This window comes from Brachybacterium nesterenkovii, assembly GCF_900163655.1.
Classification (GTDB): domain Bacteria; phylum Actinomycetota; class Actinomycetes; order Actinomycetales; family Dermabacteraceae; genus Brachybacterium; species Brachybacterium nesterenkovii.
On record NZ_FWFG01000108.1, the window covers coordinates 1 to 23,793 of the forward strand.

The 23,793-nt window shown below is 71.8% G+C and carries 19 protein-coding genes; 12 read left to right on the plus strand and 7 right to left on the minus strand.

Going from position 1 to position 23,793, the window contains the following annotated elements:
- Nucleotides 1-314: 314 nt before the first annotated feature.
- On the plus strand, nucleotides 315-1,733 hold the full coding sequence (locus FM110_RS12370) for a sensor histidine kinase (RefSeq protein ID WP_159458084.1): 1,419 nt from the start codon (nucleotides 315-317) through the stop codon (nucleotides 1,731-1,733).
- Entirely contained in the window at nucleotides 1,730-2,401 is a 672-nt protein-coding gene (locus tag FM110_RS12375) for a response regulator transcription factor (RefSeq protein ID WP_234992453.1), read from the plus strand. The genes FM110_RS12370 and FM110_RS12375 overlap by 4 nt, the downstream gene beginning before the upstream one ends.
- Before the next feature lie 143 nt (nucleotides 2,402-2,544).
- Here FM110_RS12375 and FM110_RS12380 read toward each other — a convergent pair whose 3' ends face one another.
- Complete coding sequence (locus FM110_RS12380) at nucleotides 2,545-3,078, minus strand: GNAT family N-acetyltransferase (RefSeq protein WP_087105060.1); 534 nt, start codon at nucleotides 3,076-3,078, stop codon at nucleotides 2,545-2,547.
- A 299-nt stretch (nucleotides 3,079-3,377) separates the two neighbouring features.
- Between FM110_RS12380 and FM110_RS14785 the strand changes: the two genes are divergently transcribed.
- Nucleotides 3,378-3,512 carry a hypothetical protein gene (locus FM110_RS14785; protein ID WP_268802204.1) on the plus strand — a complete coding sequence of 45 codons (135 nt, stop codon included), beginning with the start codon at nucleotides 3,378-3,380 and terminating at the stop codon, nucleotides 3,510-3,512.
- A 142-nt stretch (nucleotides 3,513-3,654) separates the two neighbouring features.
- Here the strand turns inward: FM110_RS14785 and FM110_RS12385 are convergent, their stop codons facing one another.
- Both FM110_RS12385 and pdxH read right to left on the minus strand, forming a co-directional pair.
- Nucleotides 3,655-3,948 (minus strand): hypothetical protein, encoded by a 294-nt coding sequence (locus FM110_RS12385; protein WP_087105061.1) that lies wholly within the window; start codon nucleotides 3,946-3,948, stop codon nucleotides 3,655-3,657.
- Between the two features lie 210 nt (nucleotides 3,949-4,158).
- Nucleotides 4,159-4,926 (minus strand): pyridoxamine 5'-phosphate oxidase, encoded by a 768-nt coding sequence (pdxH, locus tag FM110_RS12390; protein WP_087105062.1) that lies wholly within the window; start codon nucleotides 4,924-4,926, stop codon nucleotides 4,159-4,161.
- A 201-nt stretch (nucleotides 4,927-5,127) separates the two neighbouring features.
- Here pdxH and FM110_RS12395 point away from each other — a divergent pair, with 201 nt between their 5' ends.
- From FM110_RS12395 to FM110_RS12435, 9 genes are all read left to right on the plus strand, one after another.
- A complete protein-coding gene (locus FM110_RS12395) occupies nucleotides 5,128-6,765 on the plus strand; it encodes an ABC transporter substrate-binding protein (RefSeq protein ID WP_087105063.1) in 1,638 nt (545 codons plus the stop codon).
- Nucleotides 6,762-7,850, plus strand: coding sequence for an ABC transporter permease (locus tag FM110_RS12400; protein ID WP_087105064.1), 1,089 nt, complete (start codon nucleotides 6,762-6,764; stop codon nucleotides 7,848-7,850). The genes FM110_RS12395 and FM110_RS12400 overlap by 4 nt, the downstream gene beginning before the upstream one ends.
- A gap of 65 nt (nucleotides 7,851-7,915) precedes the next feature.
- Nucleotides 7,916-8,965, plus strand: a complete 1,050-nt coding sequence (locus FM110_RS12405; RefSeq protein ID WP_234992455.1) for an ABC transporter permease — start codon at nucleotides 7,916-7,918, stop codon at nucleotides 8,963-8,965.
- Nucleotides 8,962-10,767: a dipeptide ABC transporter ATP-binding protein gene (locus tag FM110_RS12410; RefSeq protein ID WP_087105066.1), complete on the plus strand. Its 1,806-nt coding sequence runs from the start codon at nucleotides 8,962-8,964 to the stop codon at nucleotides 10,765-10,767. The genes FM110_RS12405 and FM110_RS12410 overlap by 4 nt, the downstream gene beginning before the upstream one ends.
- Before the next feature lie 194 nt (nucleotides 10,768-10,961).
- A complete protein-coding gene (locus FM110_RS12415) occupies nucleotides 10,962-11,174 on the plus strand; it encodes a helix-turn-helix domain-containing protein (RefSeq protein WP_087105067.1) in 213 nt (70 codons plus the stop codon).
- A complete protein-coding gene (locus FM110_RS12420) occupies nucleotides 11,171-12,358 on the plus strand; it encodes a type II toxin-antitoxin system HipA family toxin (protein ID WP_200810248.1) in 1,188 nt (395 codons plus the stop codon). The genes FM110_RS12415 and FM110_RS12420 overlap by 4 nt, the downstream gene beginning before the upstream one ends.
- A 248-nt stretch (nucleotides 12,359-12,606) precedes the next feature.
- Nucleotides 12,607-13,827 (plus strand): acetyl-CoA C-acetyltransferase, encoded by a 1,221-nt coding sequence (locus FM110_RS12425; RefSeq protein WP_087105069.1) that lies wholly within the window; start codon nucleotides 12,607-12,609, stop codon nucleotides 13,825-13,827.
- Nucleotides 13,828-13,967: 140 nt separating this feature from the next.
- On the plus strand, nucleotides 13,968-15,227 hold the full coding sequence (locus FM110_RS12430; RefSeq protein WP_087105070.1) for an acyl-CoA dehydrogenase family protein: 1,260 nt from the start codon (nucleotides 13,968-13,970) through the stop codon (nucleotides 15,225-15,227).
- Between the two features lie 29 nt (nucleotides 15,228-15,256).
- Entirely contained in the window at nucleotides 15,257-17,479 is a 2,223-nt protein-coding gene (locus tag FM110_RS12435; protein ID WP_087105071.1) for a 3-hydroxyacyl-CoA dehydrogenase NAD-binding domain-containing protein, read from the plus strand.
- Nucleotides 17,480-17,651: 172 nt separating this feature from the next.
- On the opposite strand, the gene FM110_RS12440 is transcribed toward FM110_RS12435, so the two are convergent.
- The 4 genes from FM110_RS12440 to FM110_RS12455 form a co-directional block, all read right to left on the minus strand.
- Complete coding sequence (locus FM110_RS12440; RefSeq protein WP_143276392.1) at nucleotides 17,652-18,314, minus strand: nucleotidyl transferase AbiEii/AbiGii toxin family protein; 663 nt, start codon at nucleotides 18,312-18,314, stop codon at nucleotides 17,652-17,654.
- Nucleotides 18,315-18,436: 122 nt separating this feature from the next.
- A complete protein-coding gene (locus tag FM110_RS12445; protein WP_143276393.1) occupies nucleotides 18,437-18,904 on the minus strand; it encodes a hypothetical protein in 468 nt (155 codons plus the stop codon).
- Between the two features lie 617 nt (nucleotides 18,905-19,521).
- Complete coding sequence (locus FM110_RS12450) at nucleotides 19,522-22,638, minus strand: type I restriction endonuclease subunit R (protein WP_087105074.1); 3,117 nt, start codon at nucleotides 22,636-22,638, stop codon at nucleotides 19,522-19,524.
- Nucleotides 22,635-23,612, minus strand: coding sequence for a restriction endonuclease subunit S domain-containing protein (locus tag FM110_RS12455; protein ID WP_143276394.1), 978 nt, complete (start codon nucleotides 23,610-23,612; stop codon nucleotides 22,635-22,637). The genes FM110_RS12450 and FM110_RS12455 overlap by 4 nt, the downstream gene beginning before the upstream one ends.
- Nucleotides 23,613-23,793 lie beyond the last annotated feature (181 nt).

Below are 23,793 nucleotides of genomic sequence, written 5' to 3' on the forward strand. Positions count from 1 at the left end.
GCGGGGGAGGGCGCGGCGGTCGCCGGGGTGCCGGGTGCGCCGGCGGTCGTGACCGTGGCCGCGGGGTCGTCGATGCCGCCGGTCGCGCGGTGCACGGATTCGGAGCCCAGATCGAAGGGGACGGTGGACGGGGTGGGGGTAGCGGTGTTCATGACGACGACGCTATGGAGGCTGCGCGACCGATCCATCGGCCTGGCGTCACGACCTGCGAGGAGTCTCGTGGACTCGGGTCATGCGCTGGCATGACCCGAGTCCGCCTGACCCGCGACCGTGGTCATGGGACGGGGCATGACCTGCGCGGATACGCTCGGCGGATGAGCACAGCCACCCCGTCCGGCGACGCTGTCGGATCGCCTCCGGCCGCCGCCGCCCCACCGGCCGGGGAGGCCCCGTCGACCAGCGCATCCTCGGACGTCCGGGCATCCGCGCAGGCCGTCGTCGCGCCGCGCTCGGCCCTGCGCCCCGTGACCGAGCGCATGATGCCGCTGCTGCAGGTTCTCGCCCTGATCTGCCTCGGGTTCGTCGCGGCCGAGGCCGCCATGTACATCCCGGACCCCGGGGCCGAGGGCGCTCGGGCCGCACGGATCTTCACGGCGATCCTCGTGGGCGGCTGGGTCGTCATCGCGGGCTGCTGGGCCGTCCGAGCCCGCACCCGATCGCGCCGCCTGCGCGTCGCGCTCGCCGTCGTGGTGCTGGTCCTCGCCGTTCCGCTGACGCTCTACGGGACCCTCGGGCTCGTGTTCCCCGTCCTGATCCTCGCGCTCGCGCTCCTGGTCCTCGACGTCTCCCGTCGTGCCGGCGCCATCGGGTGGGCCGTGATGGCGCTGGTCCCGCCCATCCTCCTGATCGCCACGGGGGCGGGCGCCTACCAGGTGGCGACCTCGCTGTTCGGGGTCGGGTCCCTCGAGGGCTTCGGCTTCGCGCTCGGCCTCCTGTGGCGCTCCCACGAGGAGCGGGGCGAGACCGATCGGCGCCTGCTGGCCGAGCGCGATGAGGCGGTGGGCCGGCTCGAACAGGCGATGGAGCGCCTGCGCCGCGCGGCCGACACCGAGAAGGAGCTGGTCCTTGCCGATGAGCGCACCCGTGCGGCTCGCGACCTGCACGACGGGCTGGGTCACCGCCTGACCCTCATCGCGATGAGCCTCGAGTTCGCCGAGCGGATGCGCGAGCGCGACCCGGAGACCGCCTGGGCGGAGGTCGGGACGGCGCGCGGCACGGCGACGGAGGCGATGGATCAGATGCGCACGTGGGTGCGGGCGCTGAGTCCCGTCCGGGATGCCGACGCCACCGGGCTCGCCGCCTTCGACGCGATCGCCGAGTCGTTCCGGGGGACGGGGCTGGACGTCACGGTCGCCCGGCACGGCGACGCGGCGTCGGTCGAGCTCGAGGAGGACGCCTCGCTGCTGCTCTACCGCACCGTGCAGGAGGGCCTCACGAACGCCCTGCGCCACGGCCGCGCCCGGCACGTCGCGATCGACGTCGACGCGCGGGCATGCGCCGGGACGAGTGGCGCGGGCGGCGTGACCGTGACGATGACCAGCGATCTCGACGCGGCCGCCCGGGACAGCACGCCCGTCGGCCCGCTGCCCCGCGGCTTCGGGCTACGCGGGCTCGCCGGGAGGGCGGCGGCGCTCGGCGGCTCGGCGTCAGCCCGGCGGGTGGATGATGACGTCGTGCTGACCGTGCGCGTGCCTGTCGCTGCCCCCTCCGAGCCCGCCCGAGGTGAACCGTGATCGCTGATGCCGCTGCCGCCGCACCCCTGCGCGTGCTCCTCGTCGACGACCAGCAGCTGCTGCGCCGCGGCCTGGCGATGCTGCTGTCCACCGCCGACGGGATCGACGTCGTCGGCCAGGCCGCCGACGGCACCGAGGCGCTCGCCGTCCTGGGCCGCGAGCGCGACGGTGTCGATGTGCTCCTGACCGACGCCCGGATGCCCGGCATGGACGGGATGGAGCTCACCGCCGCCTGCCGCGAGCGCTGGCCCGACCTGCCCGTCCTCATGCTCACCACCTTCGACGACGAGGCCGTGGTCCGCGGGGCCCTGGGGGCCGGGGCCTCGGGCTTCCTGCTGAAGGACACCTCGACGGACGCCCTGGCCGATGCGCTGCGGGCCGTCGCCGCGGGCGGCATGGTGATCGACCCGCGGGTCGCGCGCATCGCCCTGTCCCGGGACCCCGCCGGCGGGGGAGCGGCCGCCGCCGACCCCTTGGCCGTCCTCACGCGCACCGAGCGCCTCGTGGCCGAGCTGGTCGCCGACGGCCGCACCAACGCCGAGATCGCCTCGGTCCTGGTGCTCGCCGAGGGCACCGTCAAGAACCACGTGTCCTCGCTGCTGCGCAAGCTCGACCAGCGCGACCGCACGGGCCTCGCGCTCGCGCTCTACAAGACGATGCGAGGGTGAGGGCTGCGGGGCGTGCGGGATAGGAGCCGTGCCTTCAGACGGCGGCCCCCGGGCCTGCCCGCGTCAGCGGCGACCGTGGGCCCTGTGACGCTGCCGGGCCCTGCCCGTCCGCCTTGTGGCCGTTGCTCGCGGCGTCGGACGGGTCAGGCGCGGGGCACGTCGGCAGGTGCGGCAGTCCGGACCATGCGGATCTCCCGGAGGCCGTCGAGGTCCGGATCGAGCATGACGGCGCCGTCGGCGCTGAAGCCGAGCTTGGCGTAGAAGGCCTGGGCGCGAGGGTTCGGGTCGGCGACCCACAGGTATGCGGGACGGCCATCCAGCAGGTCCTCGACCAGGGCACGGGCGGCACCGGAGCCGTGCAGCTCGGTCCGGACGTACAGCGACCAGATCTCGAGCTCGGCCGGTGAGTTCTCGTCTCGTGCAGCCGCGACGACGCAGAAGCCGACCACGACGCCCTGGGCGTCGCGTGCCACACGATATGAGGCGGCGAGCCGTGCCGGATCGAGCTCGGCGAGGGTGCCTTCCCACCTCTCAGTGCGGCGGGCGATGGCGCCTTCGCCGAGGTGCTCCGACGGCACCCGGCCTGCGTACGCGAAGCGCCAGCCCTCCACGTGGACGCGAGCGATCGCCGCGGCGTCCGCGATGGTGGGCACGTCGAGGAAGTAGGTCGGAGCCATGGGCCGATCCTTCCAGGCCGCGCGGCGGTGGGGGCAGTCGCCCGCCTCGCCCCTGCCGCTCCGCTCCGCCCTCCGGCGCTCGGCCCTGCGCCATCGCCCGTTCACCCGCCCGTGACCTGCGAGGTCTATTCAGGGAGCACCCATCCCCGCGGTGATCGGATCCCCATGACATCCAGCACGACACCGAACCCCAACCCCTGCCCGGCGCAGGCCGTCCCGCCTCTCGCGGCTATCGCACCGCTGCTCCGCGTCATGCCTCCGAGCATCGGCCGCTCCACGGCGACGGAGAACGCGCGCTCATGAAGATCGTCGTGCTGCTGCGGACCCGGCGGCCGTTCCTCCTGCGCTCCGCCGCGGCGCGGATGCGCCGGCGCCTGCGCCCGCAGCAGCGCGGCGCCGCTGCCCTGAGGGCTCTGGAGTCGTCGCTGCACTGAGCGGCGGGGCCCGCGGCGACTTCCTCGGCCTGACAGAACTGGTAGCCATTCGTGCACACACCCGTCCTGGAGTGCCCGTCTACACGTATGACTACCAGTTCTGGCAGTGAGCGGAGATGAGCGGCTGGCGTCGATCGGCGGATCAGGCCGGCAGCAGGCCCCACAGGCCGCCGCGGCCCTGACGGCGACCGTCATGGCGGCGACGACGACGATCCTCGGCGTCCGCGCGACGGCGGGCGCGGGCCCGGGCGTCGGCGGCCTCGATCTGGGCCAGGCGCTGATCGTGGGCGGCGGTGCGCTGAGCGCGCAGGGCCCGCAGCTCGGCGAGAGCATCGGCGTCGCCCCACGCCTCGTGCAGCGGACGGTAGACGATCGGCGCCGGGCCGGCCTCGACGGTGACAGGAGCGGCGGTGAGGGCGGGGACGGTGGCGGTCATGGCGACGACTCTCCTTCGGGTGCCTGTGGGTGCTCCCGTCGGCGGCCTGTGCGGTGCCTGTGGAGCGTCCCTCTCGGTGATGGCTCCACTCTCCGTCGTGCGGGGCGCCCCGGGCATCGGACCGGCGGCGCGACGGAGTCAGACCCCGGGATGATTCCGCGGCGCCCCGCATCATCCCGCCCCTGCTCCGCCGCCGTGCTCGACCCCTGCTCAGGGCTGCAGGCGCTGCGCCGCCCAGGGCCCGCCCGCGTCGTCGCGGGTGAACACGATCCGGTCGTGGACGCGCCCGGGCCGCCCCTGCCAGAACTCGATGCGATCGGGCACCACGCGGTACCCGCCCCAGTGCGGCGGCCGCGGCACTTCGGTGCCCTCGTGCTCGGCCGCCGCGCGGGCCAGCTGCTCCTCGAGCGCGGCCCGGGAGGCGATCGGCCGCGACTGCTCCGAGGCCGCCGATCCCAGCTGGGATGCCCGCGGGCGGGATGCCCAGTAGGCGTCGGCCTCGGCGTCCGCCACGTGCTCCACGCGCCCGTCGATACGCACCTGGCGCTGCAGCGGCAGGTGTGCGAGCAGCAGCGACGCCCAGGGGACGGCCGCGAGCTGACGGCCCTTGTCGGACTCCTGGTTCGTGTAGACCACGAAGCCGGCCTCGTCGAAGCCCTTGAGCAGGACGGTGCGGGAGCGGGGGCGCGGGGGTGCGGCCGGTTCCGCAGCGTCGCTCAGCTCGACCGTCGAGAGCACGACGGCACTGGGCTCGGGGACGTCGCCGTGGGAGTCGCGGCGGGCGAAGGCGTCGTCGAGCCAGCGGCCCAGCAGCGGGAGCGGATCGACCTCGCCGCCGGTGGCCGCACCGGTCAGGAGGCCGTCGTCGAGGGTTCCCGCCCGGTAGTCGAGGCGCTCGGCGGCCAGAGCCGCCGCGGTGCCGGGGGCATCGGCGGGCCCGGTGGGGACGGGGCTGCTCGGAAGATCCGCGGTGACCATGCCTCGAGCGTAGGTGCCGACCGGCCGTGCGCGAGCCGCGCGTCCGGCATCGTCGGCCCGTGTCCCAGGTCACGATCTCGTATCGGTCGTCTCGGGACAAGCGGGCATCGCATGCAGGCGGGTCGAACGGTGCTACCTTCCCGGCAATCCCGCTCTGCCTCCTCTCGCGCCTCCCGCGCACCGACCCCCCGGAGGGTTCCCATGTTCGACGCCGTCCTCCATCCCCGCCGCCGCAGCGTCCTGCTCGCCATGGCCGGAGTCCCCGTGCTCCTGACCGCCTGCGCCAAGACCGAGGGAGGCGGCTCCGACGGAGGCGGCGGCTCCGCCGACGGCATCACCGCGGGCACCACCGACAAGGTCACGGCCCTCGACCCGGCGGGCGCGTACGACAACGGCTCGTCCATGGTCTGGACCCAGTGCTACGGGTATCTGCTGAACATCGAGATCGGCTCGACCGACGGCATGCCGAAGCCGGACCTCGCCGAGTCCGCCGAGTTCACCGGCGACACCGACTACACGGTCGTCCTCAAGGACGGGCTCACCTTCGCCAACGGCAACCCGCTGACCTCGAAGGACGTCAAGCACAGCTTCGACCGCCAGCTCGCGATCGCCGACCCCAACGGCCCCTCGAGCCTGCTCGCGAACCTCGACTCGGTCGAGGCCGTCGACGACAAGACGGTCGTGTTCCACCTCAAGGAGCCCAAGGACCAGACGTTCCCCTACGTCCTGTCGAGCCCCGCGGGCCCGATCGTCGAGGCCGCCTCGTTCCCGGCCGACAAGCTCCTGGCCGATGCCGACATCGTCAAGGCCAAGGCCTTCTGCGGCCCGTACACGATCACGTCGTTCAAGCTCAACGAGCTCGTGGCCTACGAGGCGTTCGACGGCTACAAGGGCCTCTACGGCGCCCCGAAGGCCACGAGCGTCTCGACCACCTACTACGCCGACGCGAACAACATGAAGCTCGACGTGCAGCAGGGCAATGTCGACGTCGTCTACCGCTCGCTGTCGGCCACGGACATCGACTCGCTGAAGAAGGACTCCAAGGTCACCGTCCACGACGGCCCCGGCGGCGAGATCCGCTACATCGTCTTCAACTTCGACACGATGCCCTTCGGCGCCAAGACCGCCGAGGCCGATCCCGCCAAGGCGAAGGCCGTGCGCCAGGCCGCCGCGGACCTCATCGACCGCGCCGCGATCGCCAAGGACGTCTACAAGGACACCTTCACCCCGCTGTTCGGGTACATCCCCGACGGCCTCCCGGGCGCCGGGTCCCAGTTCAAGACGAACTACGGCGACGGCGCCGGCGGCCCCGACGCCGCCAAGGCCAAGGGCCGCCTCGAGGCGGCGGGCGTGCCCACCCCGGTCAAGCTCTCGCTGCAGTACAACCCCGATCACTACGGGGAGTCCTCGGGCGACGAGTACGCGGCCGTCAAGGCCCAGCTCGAGAAGGACGGCCTGTTCGAGGTGGACCTGCAGTCCACCGAGTGGGTCCAGTACTCCAAGGACCGCGTCGCGGACGTCTACCCGGCCTACCAGCTGGGCTGGTTCCCGGACTACTCGGACGCCGATACCTACCTGTCGCCGTTCTTCATGATCGACAACTTCCTGGTCAACCACTACGCGAACGAGCAGGTGGACCAGCTCATCACGCAGCAGCGCTCGACGGACGACGCCGCGGCCCGCGAGGCCCTGTTCGGCCAGATCCAGGACCTCGTCTCCGAGGACGTCTCGACCCTCCCGCTGCTCCAGGGCTCGCAGATCGCCGTGTCGGTGAAGGATCTCCAGGGCGTCGAGCTCGACTCGTCGTTCAAGTTCCGGTACGGGCCGCTGAGCAAGTGAGCAGTCCGACGACCACCGCCGAGGCCCCCACCGCTCCCACCGCCCGTCGCGGGCGACGCGCGGGCGGGGGCCTCGGCCGCTACATCCTGGTGCGCTTCGCGCTGATCATCCCCACGGTCTGGATCCTCATGACCGTCGTGTTCTTCCTGATGCGCATCACGGGCGACCCGATCACGGCGGCCCTCGGCGGGCGCCTCACGCCCGACCAGCTGGCCGAGCGCCGGGCCGCCGCCGGCTACGACCGGCCCCTGCTCGTCCAGTACCTCGACTACCTCGGCAGCGTGCTGCGCGGGGACTTCGGAACCACGTACACCGACAACACGCCGGTGGCGACGGTGCTGGCGACGTACGGCGCGGCCACGGCGGAGCTCGTCGTGTACTCCGTGATTGTCGCCCTCGTGGTCGGCGTCCCGCTGGGCATGGTCGCCGCCCGCTTCCGCGACCGCTGGCCCGACGCCGTCCTGCGCGTCGGGGCGATCCTCGGCTACGCGACGCCCGTGTTCTTCGTGGGCCTGCTGCTCAAGCTCGTGTTCTCCGTGCAGCTGGGCTGGCTCCCGGTCGCCGGGCGCATCTCGAGCCGCGGCGAGCTGACGATGGGACGGATCACCAACCCGTCGCCCTCCTACCTGCTGGACGCGATCCGGTTGGGCGACGGGGGACTGATCGTCGACGTCCTCACCCACGCGGTGCTGCCCGCGGTGGCGCTGGGCCTGCTCACCGGCGGGATCTTCCTGCGCCTGGTGCGCACCAACCTCATCGGCACCCTCGAGATGCCCTACGTCGACTCGGCCCGCTCGCGCGGCGTGAGCGAGGTGCGCCTGGCCACCCGGCACGCGCTGCGTCCCGCGCTGATCCCGATCGTCACCGTGATGGGCATGCAGATCGCGATGATGCTCGGCGGTGCCGTGCTGACGGAGACCACCTTCGAGTGGAAGGGCCTGGGCTACATGCTCGCGCAGTACATGCAGGCCCGCGACTACGTGGCCGTGCAGGGCATCGTCATGATGCTCGCGGTGATCGTCGCGGTCTCCAACTTCATCGTCGACGTCATCGCGGCCCTCATCGACCCGCGCGTGCGGTACTGAGAGGAGCGCCGGACATGACCGTCTCGAACCCCCTCCCGCCCGGCGAGGAGAGCCTGGCCCAGGACATGGAGCTGGAGGCCGAGGGCGCCCTCGTCGCCCAGGACGCGCAGGCCCCCTGGTTCGCCCGCCTGCCCCTCGTCTCCCACCTGCGCCGCAGCGTCGGCCTGCAGCGCGCCATGCTCGTGGTCGGCCTCGCGCTGACCGCGGCGCTGCTGCTGACCGCCCTGCTCGCGCCGATCATCGCGCCGTACTCGTTCTCCGCGACGAGCGCCGACGGGCAGGACTTCGGCACCCAGCTGCCCCTCGGCTCGCCCGGGCACCTGCTGGGCACCACCGTCTCCGGCTTCGACGTGCTCTCCCGCGTCATCTGGGGCACCCGCACGGCCGTGGCCGTGATGGCCTGTGCCGTCGTCGCCTCCCTGTTCATCGGCGTGCTGCTGGGGCTCGTCTCCGGCTACGTGGGCGGCTGGCTGGACCGGATCCTCGTGATGCTGGCCGACGCCGTGTACGCGTTCCCCTCGCTGCTGCTGGCGATCGTCATGTCGATCGTGATCTCGGGCGGCCAGTCGAGCGCCTGGGGCGGCATCCTCGCCGCGGCGATCTCGATCACCGTCGTGTTCGTCCCGCAGTACTTCCGCGTGATCCGCGCCGAGGTGGTGCGGCTGAAGGCAGAGCCGTTCGTCGAGGCCGCGAAGGTCGTGGGCACCGGGCACGGGCGCATCATGGGCACGCACCTGCTGCGCAATGCGACCCGCACCCTGCCGCTGATCTTCACGCTGAACTCCTCGGAGGCGATCCTCACGCTCGCCGCCCTCGGCTTCCTGGGCTTCGGCATCGAGCCCACCAGCGCCGCCGAGTGGGGCTACGACCTCAACCGGGCGATGTCGGACGCGACCTCGGGCATCTGGTGGACCGGCCTGTTCCCCGGCCTGGCGATCGTCCTGTCCGTGCTGGGCGTGACCCTCGTGGGCGAGTCCATCAACGATCTCAACGACCCGCGCCTGCGGACCCGGCGCCCGGCCCGCCGCCGCTCCGGCTCGGTGACCGCCGCGACTGCTGCGACGTCCGCGACCGCTGCCGCGTCGTCGCCCGCCGCGAAGGAGGCCCGCGCATGAGCGCCGCCGCACCCCACAGCACCCCGTCCGGGGGCGCGGACGGCACCCGGTACGCCGCCGACGGCACCCGGTCCGCCGTCGACGGTGCCCGCCTCGAGGCCGGCGCCCGCCCCGAGGCGGACGCCTCCGCGGCCCGCCTGTCGATCCGCGACCTCGGCATCACCTTCGCGACCGACGGCGGGGACGTCCGCGCCGTCGACGGCGTGAGCCTCGACGTGGACCCCGGCCGCATCCTCGCGATCGTCGGCGAGTCCGGATCGGGCAAGTCCGTGACGGCGCGCTCGATCCTCGGCCTCCTCCCGGAGACGGCGACGCAGAGCGGGGCCGTGCTCGTCTCGGGGACCGATGTCGTCGGCCTGTCCGGCGCACGCCTGCGGGCGGTGCGCGGCGAGGACGTGTCGATGGTGTTCCAGGAGCCCTCGAGCGCCCTGAACCCCGTGTTCCCGATCTGGTGGCAGATGGGGGAGGGCCTGCGGGCGCACGACCCGAAGATCACCCGCAAGCAGATCCGGGCCAAGGCCGTCGAGTCCCTCCGGGCCGTCGGGATCCCCGACCCGGAGGAGCGCATCGACCGCTTCCCGGACGAGTTCTCCGGCGGCCAGAAGCAGCGCATCATGATCGCAATGGCGCTGTCGCTGGGGGCCGAGCTGATCGTCGCCGACGAGCCCACGACCGCGCTCGACGTGACCGTGCAGGCCGAGATCCTCGAGCTGCTGCGCGACGTGCGCGACCGCTTCGGGACCTCGATCATCGTCATCACCCACAACATGGGCGTGGTCGCCGACCTCGCCGACGAGGTGGCCGTCATGTACGCCGGGCGGATCATCGAGCGCGCCGACGTGCGCGAGCTGTTCGCGCACCCGCGCGAGGAGTACACGAGGAAGCTCCTGGGAGCGGTGCCCCACCTGGGAGGCGACTCCGCGTGGACGGCGCTGTCGACGGCCGAGCAGGAGGCGATCGAGGCGGCCGAGCCCGTCGTCGTCGCGAAGGACCTGGTCATCGAGTACCCCGGCCGGCTGGGGCGCCCCGCGTTCCGGGCCGTCCACGGCGTCGACCTCATGATCCGTCAGGGCGAGGTGTACGGCCTCGTGGGCGAGTCCGGCTCCGGCAAGACCACGATCGGGCGCACCATCGCCGGGCTCGAGAAGGCCACCTCCGGCAGCCTGCGCGTGCTCGGCCACGAGATGATCGGCATCTCCGAGCGCGCGTTCAAGCCCGTGCGGCGCGAGATCGGCTTCGTGTTCCAGGACCCCGCCACGAGCTTCAACCCGCACCTGACGATCGAGGAGTGCATCGCCGAGCCGCTCGTCGTGCACGAGCGCGGCATGTCCGCGCGCGACCGCACCGCCCGCGTGCGCTCGCTGCTCGAGTCCGTCGAGCTGCCCGGCGACTACGCGCGGCGCTTCCCGCACGAGCTCTCCGGCGGTCAGCGCCAGCGCGTATCGCTCGCCCGGGCGCTCGTGCTGAACCCGACGCTGCTGATCGCCGACGAGCCCACGAGCGCGCTGGACGTGTCCGTGCAGGCCACCGTGCTCGAGCTGTTCCGCCAGCTCCAGGCCGAGCTGGGCTTCGCGGCGCTGTTCATCAGCCACGACCTCGCGGTGGTCGACTCCCTGGCCCACCGGATCGGCGTGCTGTACCGCGGCGAGCTCGTGGAGTCCGGGCACGGGCCCGACGTGCTGCACCGTCCGACCCATGACTACACGCGGCGCCTGATCGCCTCCCTGCCCGTGCCCGACCCGGTCGAGCAGGCGGAGCGGCGGCGCGTCTTCCAGAAGAACTGGGGCGACCGGGTCGACTGAGGGCGGGGGTGCGGGGGAGTCGCCGTGGGCTCCCGTGGCGTGAGCGTATAGCTTTCGGAAGGATCCTTCCGAATGCAGGGGTGGCGCGCGTGAGTGCGGGGTTGCCTGTGTGCTTTCGGCAGAATGTTTCCGTTTCGGGACTGCGCGTGCCATGCTGGGTGCCATCGTCCCCGTATCGGAAGGATCCTTCCGCCATGATCGCTGCCGACAGCCCGCTGCAGACCCTCGGCGCGGCCGTCCGTGACGAGCGCCGTGCGGCTCAGCTGACGCAGACGCAGCTGGCCGAGCTCGCCGGATGCTCGGACCGGACGCTGCGCGACATCGAGCGCGGCGCGGGGAGCCCCAGCATCGGGACCGTCGTCGCCGTGCTCGACGCGCTGGGCCTCGGCCTCGAGGTCACGGCGTGACTCCTCATGCGCTCGAGGGGCTCCGCTTCGTCCAGCGCGCGGACGTCTGGAAGGCCGGGCATCTCGCAGGGATGCTGGAGCGCGGCGCGCGCGGGGAGGTCGTCTTCCGCTATCGCAGTCCCTACGACGGGCCGCCGATCGCGACCACCCTCCCCGTCGGCACTCCGGCCGACGAGGCGACAGGCGCCGGTCTCCCGCCGTTCTTCGCGGGCCTGCTCCCCGAGGGGCACCGGCTCACGGCGCTGCGGCGCGCCGTCAAGACGTCGCCCGATGATGAGCTGTCGCTGCTGCTCGCCGTCGGCTCCGATGTGCCGGGGGATGCGCAGGTCGTTCCGGCGGGCGAGGTGCCCCTCGAGACGCCGCCCCTCGTCCCCGACGACCTCCGGGGAGCGGACTTCGGCGCCCTGACCGATGCGCCGGACCGGCACGGGATCCCGGGCGTGCAGGCCAAGGCGTCGGCGACGATGCTCACCGTTCCTGTCGCGCTGGCGCGGTCGCGGGCGATCCTCAAGGTCGACCCGGCCGGCTATCCGCATCTGGTGGTCAACGAGGCCGCGCATCTCGCGGCTGCCCGACGGCTCCGCATCCCCGTCGCCGAGCACTCCCTCGTCCGCGACGGCATCGGCGTGCAGGGGCTGCTCGTCGACCGCTTCGACCGCGTGATCGGTCCCGGCGGCGACATCGAGCGCCTGGCTCTCGAGGATGCGGCGCAGGTGATGGGCATCCTCCCCGCCGCGAAGTACGCCGTCGGCAGCGAGGCCGCCGTGCTCGCGCTCGTCTCCGCGGCGCATGCGCCGAAGATCGCCGCGCGGAACCTATACCTGCAGCTCGTGTTCGCCTGGCTGGTCGGCAACGGGGATCTGCACGCCAAGAACCTGTCGATCCTCCAGGCCCCGGACGGGCGCTGGTCCGTCGCGCCCGTCTACGACGTCGCCTGCACTGCGGTCTACCGGGACATGACGATGGCGCTGCCCGTCGACGGCCGCACGACGCGGATCCGCGCCCGGCATTGGGCGGCGCTCGCCGACGCGATCGGGCTCCCGGAGCGTGCCGCACTCAGCGCGAACCGTCTGGCGCTCGATGCGGCAGGTGTGGTCCGCCTCGACGACCTGCCCTTCGAGGGGTCCGTGCTCCATGGCGCGCAGCGGGAGCTGCGGGCCCGCCGCGCCCAGCTCGAGGACTGAGGTGAGCGTCGCGGGCTCTGTCCGCCCCGCCCTCCATCCGCCCCGCCCTCCATCTGCCCTGGCCTCCATGTGCTTCGGCGTCCATCCGACTGGCCTCCATCCGCCCCGCCCTCTGGACGGACAGCGTCGCGTAGGTCACAATGGAACGCGATTACTAGGACTCGCGGTAGCAGACACCGGGAGTACCGCATACATCGCGCATTGCCGCGCCCCGAGCCGCCCCCGGCTCGCGACCCCAGGAGGCAGAGTTGCCCGAGGCCGTCATCGTCGCCGCCACCCGCTCGCCCATCGGCCGCGCCCGCAAGGGATCCCTCGCGTCCCTGCGCCCGGACGAGCTCGCTGCCCAGACCATCCGGGCCGCCCTCGACCAGGTCCCCCAGCTCGACGTGCGGGACATCGACGACCTGCAGCTGGGCTGCGCCCTCCCCGAGGGCTACCAGGGCGGCAACCTCGCCCGCACCGTCGCGCTGCGCCTGGGCCTGGACGCCGTGCCCGCCGCGACCGTCACCCGCTTCTGCGCCTCGAGCCTGGAGACCACGCGCGCCGCCTTCCACGCGATCCGCTCCGGCGAGGCCGATGTGATCATCTCCGCGGGCGTCGAGTCCCTCAGCCACCTGTCCGGCAAGCTCCTGCCCGATGAGGCCCGCAACCCCTACTTCGCGCAGGCGGGGGAGCGCACCGCGCGGCGCGCCCGCGAGGAGGAGCGCACGCCCTGGCACGACCCCCGCGAGGACGGGGAGGTGCCCGACGCCTACATCGAGATGGGTCAGACGGCCGAGAACGTCGCCGAGCTGCGCCACGTCTCCCGCGCCGCCCAGGACGAGTACGCCGTCCGGTCCCAGAACCGCGCCGAGGAGGCCGTAGCCAGCGGGTTCTTCGCCCGCGAGATCTGCCCCGTGACCCTGCCCGATGGCACCGTCGTCGCCGCCGACGACTCCCCGCGACCCGGCGTCACCGAGGACGCGGTCGCGGCCCTGCAGCCCGCCTTCCGCGAGCACGGAACCGTGACCGCGGGCAACTGCTGCCCCCTGTCCGACGGGGCGGCGGCGCTCGTGATCATGTCGGAGGACCGCGCCCGGGACCTCGGCATCACCCCGCTCGCGCGCATCGTCGCCACCGGCGTGAGCGCGCTGAGCCCCGAGATCATGGGCCTGGGCCCCGTCCAGGCGAGCCGCCGGGCCCTGCGCCGCGCCGGGCTGACGATGGAGGACATCGACCTGGTCGAGCTCAACGAGGCCTTCGCCGCGCAGGTGATCCCCAGCGCCGAGGACCTCGACATCCCCGAGGACAAGCTCAACGTGCACGGCGGCGCGATCGCGCTCGGACACCCGTGGGGATCGACCGGCGCCCGCATGATCACCACCCTGCTGAACGGCCTGGAGACCCGCGGCGAGCGGCGGGGGCTCGCGACGCTGTGCATCGGCGGCGGCCAGGGCATGGCGCTGATCGTCGAGCGGAGCGAGCAGTGAACGGCGCGGCGGAGCGAGCGGTGACCGGCGCGGCGGAGCGAGCAGTGAACGGCGCGGCGGAGCGAGCGGTGACCGGCGCGGCGGAGCGAGCGGTCGGCGAGAGCGAAGGGTGTGCGGTGAACGATGGTGAGGAGCGGACGATGACGGACCCGACCAGCGTGGAGACGATGCCGCTCGCACCCGGCCTGCTCCCGGGCGCGTCCGAGCCCGGCGCGCTCCTCGACGGCGCGACCGACCTGTTCGGGCTGTTCGCCGACGTCAGCGGCGATGACCTCGAGGCCTGGCGCGCGATCCGCGGCATCGCCCCGGAGGTGCTCCCGCGCCTGACCGACTGCTGGGACCGCGCGGAGTACCCGACTGACCTCATCGGCCGCCTCGGCGAGCTCGATCTGCTGGTCGACGGGCTCGACATCCCCGGGCACCGGCGACTCTCCCCGCTCGGCGCGGGCCTGGTCAACATGGAGGCCAGCCGCCTCGACGGCTCGGTGGGCACGATGATCGGCGTCCAGGGCGGGCTCGCGCTGCGGTCGATCGTCCTGCACGGCTCGGACGCCCAGAAGGACCGCTGGATCCAGCCGCTCGTGACCGGGGCCGAGTTCGGCGCCTTCGCCCTGACCGAGCCCGACCACGGCTCCGATTCGGTCTCGCTCGAGACCGCCGCCCGCCGCGACGGCGAGGCCTGGGTGATCCGCGGGCAGAAGCGGTGGATCGGCAACGGCGCCGGCGGGCACGTGAGCGTGGTCTGGGCCCGCGTCGACGACGAGTCCGACCCGGCCCTGCACGGCCAGGTCTCCGGCTTCCTCGTCGAGCAGCACCTGCCCGGCTACGAGGCCGAGGTGATCGGCGGCAAGGTGTCGCTGCGCGCGATCCACCAGGCGCACATCCGCCTGGACGACGTCCGCGTCCCGCTCGACGCCCGCCTGCCCGGGGCCCGGTCCTTCCGCGACACCTCCGCAGTGCTGTTCGCGACCCGCGCCGGCGTGGCCTGGGGCGCCCTGGGGCACGCGATCGCCTGCTACGAGGCCGCCCTCGAGCACGCCCGCACCCGTGTCCAGTTCGGGCGGCCGCTCGCGAAGTCCCAGCACGTGCAGGTGCGCCTGGCCTCGATGCTCCAGGGGCTGACGGCGATGGCGCTGTACTGCCGGCGCATCGCCGACCTCGAAGCGGCCGGGCGCCTCGAGCCCGAGCAGGCGTCGCTCGCCAAGGTCCACAACACACGGACCGCGCGGATCATCGCCGCCGACGCGCGCGACCTCCTGGGTGGCAACGGGATCCTGCTCGAGAACCACGTGATCCGCCACATGGCCGACCTCGAGGCCCTCCACACCTACGAGGGCACCGAGACGATGCAGTCGCTCATCGTGGGGCGGCGCATCACCGGGACCGGCGCGTTCGTGTGACCGCCCCCGACGACGAGAGGAACCCCCTGATGACCAGCACCTACACCGAGCATGTGACCCGCGTGGACTCGACCGACCGCGAGCACTCCGAGCTCGGCACCGTCGCCGTGGTGACCTTCGCCCCCGCCGAGGGCAGCAGCCGCCCCGCGACGCTGGGCCCGCAGTCGCTCGAGGCCGTCGCCTCCGCGATCGACACTGCGCTCGAGCGGGCCGCGCGCGGGGAGATCCGCGTGATCGCCCTGACCGGCACCGACCGGGTGTTCCTCGCCGGTGCGGATCTGGCGATGTTCGCCGACCCCGCCGCGCCCGAGGCCGTCGGGCCGATGACCGAGCGCGCCCATGACCTGCAGGTCCGCGTGCGCAGTGCCGGTGTGCCGATCCTCGCGCATCTGAACGGGGCGGCCCTCGGCGGCGGCCTCGAGGTCGCGCTGATGGCCGATGTCCGCACCGCCGCGCCGGGCGTCCGCGGCATCGGCCTGCCCGAGACGGCGCTGGGGATCCTGCCCGGCTGGGGCGGCACCACGCTGCTGGCCGGCGTCGTCGGCGGCGAGAACGCCGTGCGGATGATCCTCGAGGACCCCGCGCGCGATAGGCAGCTGAGCGCCGAGGCCGCGCAGGAGATCGGGCTGGTCGACGCGCTCGCCGGCGACCTCGACGCCGCGCTCGACGACTTCGCCGACATCGTGCGGGAGCGGGCCGGTGCGGGTGGTGCCGCCACCGAGGCCGCGGGGGAGACGAGGGACGACAGCGCGGCCGCCGGGAGCGACGCGGCCGCCGCGCATCGCGTCTGGGCCGGTCGGCGCGCAGCGATCCCCGCCGCCGACTCCGACGTGGCGCGCGAGCTGCTCGCCGCGCTCGACGCCCCGCACTCGCCCGTCGAGTCCCGTCGGGCGTGGGCGGAGCGGATGCGCGAGGTCGGCGCCCCGTCGCTCGCCCGGGTGGTCGAGCTGCTGGAGGTCCTGCCCGGATCGGACCTGACGCAGGCGCTCGCCCGGGAGCGCACGGGGCTCGAGGAGCTCGTCGCCTCCGACGGCGCGGCCGGGTCCATGTATGCGGCTGAGCTGCTGCGCCGCGGCAAGCCCGGCCGCAGCGCGGTCGAGGGTGCCCGCGAGCTGCGGAAGGTCGGCGTCGCCGGGGCCGGGCTCATGGCCTCGCAGATCGCCGCCCAGCTGGTGCTGGGCCTGCGCGTCCCCGTCGTGCTGCGCGACCTCGACGAGGCCATCGCCCAGCGCGGTCTCGCGAGCGCCCGGGACGTGATCGCCCAGGCCGCGCAGAAGGGCGTGCTGAGCGAGGCCGATGCCAGCGCTGCCGCGCGCCTCCTCTCGGCCACCGCGGACGTGGCTGACCTCGCCGACTGCGACCTGGTGCTCGAGGCCGTGCCGGAGATCCTGAAGGTCAAGCAGTCCGTGTTCCGCGAGCTCGAGGGAGTGCTCGCCCCCGAGGCCCTGCTGGTCACCAACACGTCCTCGCTGTCGGTGGCGGCGATGGCCGAGGGGCTCGAGCACCCCGAGCGCGTGGTCGGCCTGCACTTCTTCAACCCCGTCGCCAAGATGCCGCTGGTGGAGGTGATCCACACCGACGCCACCGACGAGGCGACGCTCGCGACCGGCCGCGAGGTGGTGCGGCGCTGCCGGAAGTTCGCCGTCGAGAGCGCCGACGCCCCCGGGTTCATCGTCAACCGCCTGCTGTTCCGCGTGCTCTCCGAGGTGCTGGCCTCGATGGACGCCGGCGCCGACCCCGCCGCCGTCGACGCCTCGCTCGACCCGATGGGCATGCCGATGCGGCCCCTGGCGCTGCTGGACCTGGTCGGGACGGCCGTCGCCGACCATGTGGGAAAGGTGCTGGCCGAGGAGCTCGGCACCGAGCGCTTCCCCGTCTCGCCGGGGCTCGCGACGATGGTCGAGCGCTCCGCGCGCTTCACCGAGCGGGTGGGCGGCCAGGTGCATCCTCAGGTGACGCCCGAGGTCGAAGACGCTTTTGGCACGGCACGCGACGGCGGAGTCGAGCGTGATGGAGCTGAGGCGCCGGTGGGCCAGGAGCTGCTGGACCGGGTGATGCGAGGGCTCGCCGAGGAGTCGCGCCTGATGCTCGAGGAGGGCGTGGTGGAGCGGCCCGAGCAGATCGACCTCGCGATGATCCTCGGCGCCGGGTTCCCGCGCCACCGCGGCGGGCTCACGCCGTACCTGGACCAGACCGGGGCGAGCGCCGCGGCCGGTGGCGGGGCGTTCCACGGGAAGCGGTTCGCGGGGTGAGGTGCAGGGGCGCTTCGCCGTGGCGGCTGGTGGGCGGCGGTGAGGCGTCCCTCGGTCGGGCCTGGGCCGTTGCCGAGTCGAAGCATCCTGGGCTCAGTCCCGATCCATCTGGAGGAGGATCGGAACATGCCCCGGGAGGTAGGGGTGATGGTGCCCCGCTCGTGTCGAGCTGTCAGGGGCGCGCGATGTGCTTCCGGATGAGAGCCGCCATGCGGGGCCTGCTCAGATGGGTGGGGACGGGCATCACGCTGCTGGAGCGGCCCATCCGTTCCGCAAGGTCGTGGAGGATCACGGCGCAATCCCTGCGGCGGCCGCGCAAAGGCGCCTCGGAAAGACGCCACGGGATGTCGGGATGCGCCTCGCGGATCTCGAACAGGGTGTGGAGGTCCGCAAGATCGCGCTCGCTCCGACGTCCCCGCGCCTTCCAGCTGTGTGCTTTCAGGACCACGGCCGCCTCCAGGCTCGGGATGCGGGTCCGGTATCGGAGCACCCTCTCGTCCTGCATGTGCACGATCATCTCCAGCTCCACCGCTGGGCCGGCCAGGGCAAAGGTCAGCTCGGACAGGGTGTCGACCTGCCCGACCTCCGGTACGTCCTGAGCGCGAATCCCCTGTGTGTGGTCGGCGCGAGGCAGCAGCACGTTGATCTCGATCTCGCGGTCGGCGTCCACCTTCTTGATCAGGACGTTTCCCTTGACCGGGGTGAAGCCTTGGTTGATGAGATCGGCCATGAGGGCTCCGACGACCTCGACGTCGGGCACCGCTGTGTCGGCATCGAGCGTCGACCGCGGGACGGCCTGGGGCGTCGGGTGCGCGAGGAGATGCAGGCGCACCATGTGCCCGCCGATGATCAGATACCGGTGGTGCGCCCCGGCCGCCTCCGCGATGGCCGACTGCCCCAGGTAGCCCAGCGCATCGGCGTTGCTGAGTGCCCGCGTCTCGAGCCGCATCACGTCGCTCATCGAGCCGGCCCGATCACGAGCTCGGCCACCTTCTCGGCGGCGGCGCGGCTGTCGGCATCCCCGCTGCGGTGTAGATCCCACAGCACGATCAGTGGATCCACCGTGGGCAGCGAGCGGCTCTCGGAGTGGAGGTCGACGAGGTTCCACAGGGTCGGATCCCGTGGCACGCAGGCGATGAGGGTCGCCTCGACCAGAGGGGCAGGGGCGAAGCCCTGGTCCGCCAGATCAACGGGCTCGCGCAGGTAGATCCTTCCTCGGGCGGGCAGTTTCCAGGGTGCGATGAGATCCGCCGCGACCTCACCGCTGACGATGGGGTCGGCACCCATCGCGGACGATTCCCGGACGGCGGCTCGCACCTGGTCGGTGGCGGGGTCGAGACCGTACCAACCGAACTCCGGACCCCCTGGACCTGGGTAATCGGTGAGCCAGTGCTCGAGCAGAGCACGTCGGTTGCTCGCGATCATGCCGTGCTCCTCGGATGCGAGGAGAGGTCCGAGGCGCTTCGCTGCCTGGGAGACCGCTTGCTGGCTCGTGCCGAGCGCGTCCGCGATCGTGCGCTGCCGGACGGGACCGGCGCTCAGAAGCAGGTAGCGCACGACGGCCCATCGAACCCACGCAGGCTTTCCGCCACGGGGGCGCTCGGGCCTTCGTGAGGGCGGGGTGGGAAGCGTGTGGGTGCGGCCAGCGAGCACGAGACAGAGCGGATCCACCGTGAGAATGTCCAACTCCCCGGCCTGGGCACGACGGACGACCGCGTCGGTGGCGGTGCGGCCGATCAGCAGGGGAGGCGGTTCTGAGCGGCCGCTCGGACGTGCATGGCGAAAGCTCCGTGCGCTGAGTCGGTCGACGGGGGTCGCGGGCATCACTTCTCGAGGCTCTTGGCCCGGAACGCGCACCACCCAGGAACCCATGCGCGCCCCTGGGGAGATGCTCGCCGCGAGGTCGTGCAGGGCCGCCGCGACATCGATGCTCACGAGCTACCCCTCACAACTATGGACCTGCAGAACGGACCTTTGCTTGTTGGACAGGAATCGTATCAGTGGGGTATAGGCGAGGTCTGGTGCGGGGTGCTGGGCTTCCGTTACCCAACGTCCCGCAGCCGCTCGTACAGCCCCATGTCCAGCAGCAGCCCCCGCAGCTCCTCCCACGGCATCTCGCGCATGTGCTTGATGACGGCGCCGCTGGACTCCTCGACGCTCCAGACGGCGTTCTCGGCGACGGTCCGGAACCCGGGAGCCTCCGCGAAGTCGACGCGGGAGTTGGAATGGGAGATGGCCTGCATGGTCTGGTCGGCGACGACCTCGGCCAGCAGGTTCTCGACGCCGCTGATCTTGTAGTCGTCGGGCACGTTGAGCCCGCCCAGGTAGCGGTTGACCTTGTCGATGATCTCGGTCTTGCGCTCCCGCTTGCGCTCGCGGGCGGCGGCCATGCCGGCCTCGGTCATGCCCGTCAGGCCCTCAGGCTCGGCCTCGCCGAGCTTGAGGTCGTCCTCACGGATCTTCTCGAGCCGGTAGTGGGTGAGCACGATGTCGGAGACATCGACGTCGTCGGGCTCGGGATCCTCATCCGTGAAGCTCCGCAGGCGCCGGGCCAGGAGGTCTGCGTAGGCGCTGAACTTCTCGAAGCGCGGGTTACCGTAGTCGACCAGCTGGGAGAAGAAGGCGTAGGCCTTCATGTACTGGGCGAGCGTGGAGCGGTAGTCGACGAGGGTGTCGCGCTCGGTGCGGTCCTCGGTCTGGATCGCGTGCTTCCAGCGGTCGGCGAAGCGGTCGATGGCGGGGGCCAGGTGCCGCTCGGGATCGGTGTGCCGGGCGCCCTTGCGCGTCCACGCCTCCCAGAACAGGTCCACGTCCTGCGGGGCGTGGATCCCGGCCTGGTCGAGCTTGGCGAGGAGGTCCATCACGAGGTCCGGGTCGGACTCGGTGGTGATCTCGGCGTCCTCGTAGTACTCGCGGAAGGCGGCGAGGATCTGCTCGGGGTCGTTCACGAAGTCGAGCACGTACGTGTCGGTCTTCCCCGGGGCCATGCGGTTGAGCCGCGAGAGCGTCTGCACGGCCGCGATGCCCGAGAGCTGCTTGTCGACGTACATCCCCACCAGCAACGGCTGGTCGAAGCCGGTCTGGTACTTGTTGGCGACGATCAGCACGTGCTCGTCGGGCCGGGCGAACACCTTGGCGAGGTCGCGTCCGTCCAGCTGGGGGTTCTCGCTGGCCTCGGTGACGGTCGGTGCGGTGCCACCGGGCAGGACGCTGATCTCCGGGTCGGGCACGTCCCCGGAGAAGGCGACGAGGGCCTGGAGGTCCAGGTTCTCCTCGGCGCAGATGCGGCGGAAGGACCGGGCGTACTTGACGGCAGCGGCGCGGGAGTCGGTGACGACCATCGCCTTGGCGCGCCCGCCGAGCTCGCCCTGTACGGCGGCGCGGTAGTGCCGGATGATCTCGCGGACCTTCTGGTCGATGTTCGTGGGGTGGAGGTTCACCGCCGTCAGGTAGGCCTTCGTGCCCGTGCGGGTGTCGACTTCGATGTCTTCGCCGCCGGTTTTCAGGGAGATCCGGGCGGCTCGCTCGTACGTCGTGTAGTTCTTCAGGACGTCGAGGATGAAGCCCTCCTCGATCGCCTGCTTCATGGAGTACAGGTCGAAGGGGACGGGCTTGCCGTCGGGGCCGGGGCGCCCGAACTGCTCGAGCGTCTTGGCCTTGGGGGTGGCGGTGAACGCGAAGAAGGAGATGCGGTGGTCGGCGTCGGCCTTGGCGGCCATCGCGACCAGGGCGTCCTGGTCGGCGCCTGGCTCAGCGTCCTCGTCGAGGCCGGCGGCAGGGTCGTTGAGGTAGACGACCTTGCGGACGGCGGCGGAGGCCTCCCCGGACTGGGAGGAGTGGGCCTCGTCGGCGATGACGGCGAAGCGCTTGCCCGCGATCGTGGTGTCCTCGCCGTCGGAGGCCGCCTTCTTCATGGCCTCCAGGACGTAGGGGAACGTCTGGATGGTGACGCCGATGATCGGGACGCCCGCTTTCAGGGCCTCCGTCAGCTCCTTCGTCTTGGAGCCGCCGGATCCGCGGGTGACGGCCTGGAACGTGCCGGTGGTGGTGACGAGCTGGTCGACGGCGTCCTGCAGCTGGCGGTCGAGCACCTGCCGGTCGGCGATGACGATGACGGTGTCGAACACCTTGGTGCCCTCGGGCGTGTGGAGGGTGGCCAGGCGGTGCGCGGTCCACGCGATGGAGTCGGTCTTCCCCGAGCCGGCGGAGTGCTGGATCAGGTAGTGGTGGCCGGGGCCTTCGGTGCGGGCGGCCTCGGTGAGGCGGGTGACGGCGCGCCACTGGTGGAAGCGGGGGAAGCGGATGCGGCGCTTCTCGGTGACTGCGCCGGTGAGCGGGTCCTCGCGGGTCTCGTGGCTGACGTAGATGAACTTCGCGAGGATCGCGAGCCAGGAGTCGCGGTCCAGGACGTCCTTCCAGAAGAACGACGTGCCGGTGCCGGGCGGGTTCCCGGCGCCGTTGTCGTGGCCCATGTCGAAGGGAAGGAAGGTGGTGGCGGGGCCCTCGAGCTTGGTGGTCATCGCGACGCGGGTGTCGGTGACGACGAAGTGCACGAGGGCGCCGCGGAACTCGGTGAGCAGCGGCTCGTTGAGGGGGGAGCGGTCGGTGCGGTACTGGGCGATGCCCTTCTCGAGGCTCTGCGTGTAGTCCGTCTTGAGCTCGATAGTCGCCACGGGCAGGCCATTGCAGAACAGCACCAGGTCGATGCGGTCGGCCTTGTCCTGGGAGTACACGACCTCCTGCATCACGCGCAGGCGGTTCTTGGCGTACCGGGCCGTGAGGTCGGGGTTGCGGTCGTCCGCGGGGGGCATCTGCATGGTCTTGAAGCCGTGGCGCAGGCCCACCATGTCGAAGCCCTTGCGCAGCACGCCCAGGGTGCCGCCGCCGTGGGCCTCGTCGGAGGCGAGGACTTTGACGACGCGGTCGAGGATCCGCGCCTCGGCCTTCGAACGTGCCTCGCCGGTGAGGCCGGGGGCGACGATCTTCTCGTACTCCTTCGGCTGGGTCTCGGCGAGCCAGCCCAGCAGGTCCTCGGGGAAGAGGGCGTGCTCCTTGTCGTAGCCGGCAGAGTTGTGGGAGCGCAGCCAGCCGTTGGCTTCCAGGTGGGAGGCGATCTCATCCTGGAAGGCGAGCTCCTGGTGCAGGCCGGACGTGCTCATGACAGCTCCTTGATGTCGTCCGCGAGCTGCTCTGCCGCGGGACGGTGCGTGGCGGTGACGTCGATCTGGCCCGTGACAGCGGCCGTGATAAGCGCGGCGCGGCGCTCTTTGGCGAGGGTGATGGCGCGGGTGAGGTCGGCAACAGCATCGTCAGATGTCACCGTTTCGTGGTTGAGGCGCTCGACGATGGCACGCTGTTCGGTCAGGGAGGGTACCGGGATGGCGGCGTCCCGGAAGGCTCCGACATCGAGTGAGGGGACGGCACCAGGGAGGGCGAAAGGAGCGATGGAAATCGAGCCGAGCGCAAAGCGGAGGTACGTCGGATCCATATCGCCAACTGGAGTGATGCCGAGCATATTGTTGTCGATGCATGAGGGAACCGCGAGAGTCGCCGTCCGAGCGAGGAGAAGAGCCGCGCCGATTTTGGCCATGACACAAGTTCCCGGCGCAAACGTCGTGGCTCCGAGTCGGGAGGCAGTCTCGTGATCGATCGTGTTTTCGCTGCTTCGGAGCACGCCGTTCTCAGCGCCAGCGAGACTGCCGACCTTGAAGAACGGGAGCTCGCGATCTACGTGACCCTGCTCCGCATGAGGGAACCCGTTGCCGCCGCGAAGTGAAGCGACGGTCTTCAGACGGCGTAAGGGGTGCTTGGCGCGTGCGGACGCGAACGCCGCGTCCCGTCGAGCGGTAAGGCGCTCAAAGAAGAGACGGGAAGTGTGTTCAAGATCAGCGATGAGCGCGTCGATCTCGGCGGTCTCGTGGTCGAGGTAGTCGGCTATGGTGCGCTGCACCTCGATTGCGGGCCGATGAATAGGGATCCTTACGAGCTCCTGAGGGGTGATGGCCGGGTAGCTAACCCCCGTCGACCTACGTGACACCTCGAAAACGAACTTGTCGCTCAGGACTGCGTACTTTAGGAACCGAGGTTCGAGGTGGTTGGCCGGAGTCAAGGTTGCGAATCCGGTTGAGGCCACAGCATTGCAGGGCGCGATGTCTGCGGTCGAGATTGCCTTGAGGTAAGTGCGAACCGTCGATACTAGTGTGTCTCCGGGCCTTACTACGCGACGCGCTCGTGACGGCGCTTCCTTGAACGCTATTGGCTCTGGCCACGAAATGGTCTTGCCGTAGGAAATGTCGCTGATCTCGCAGTAACGG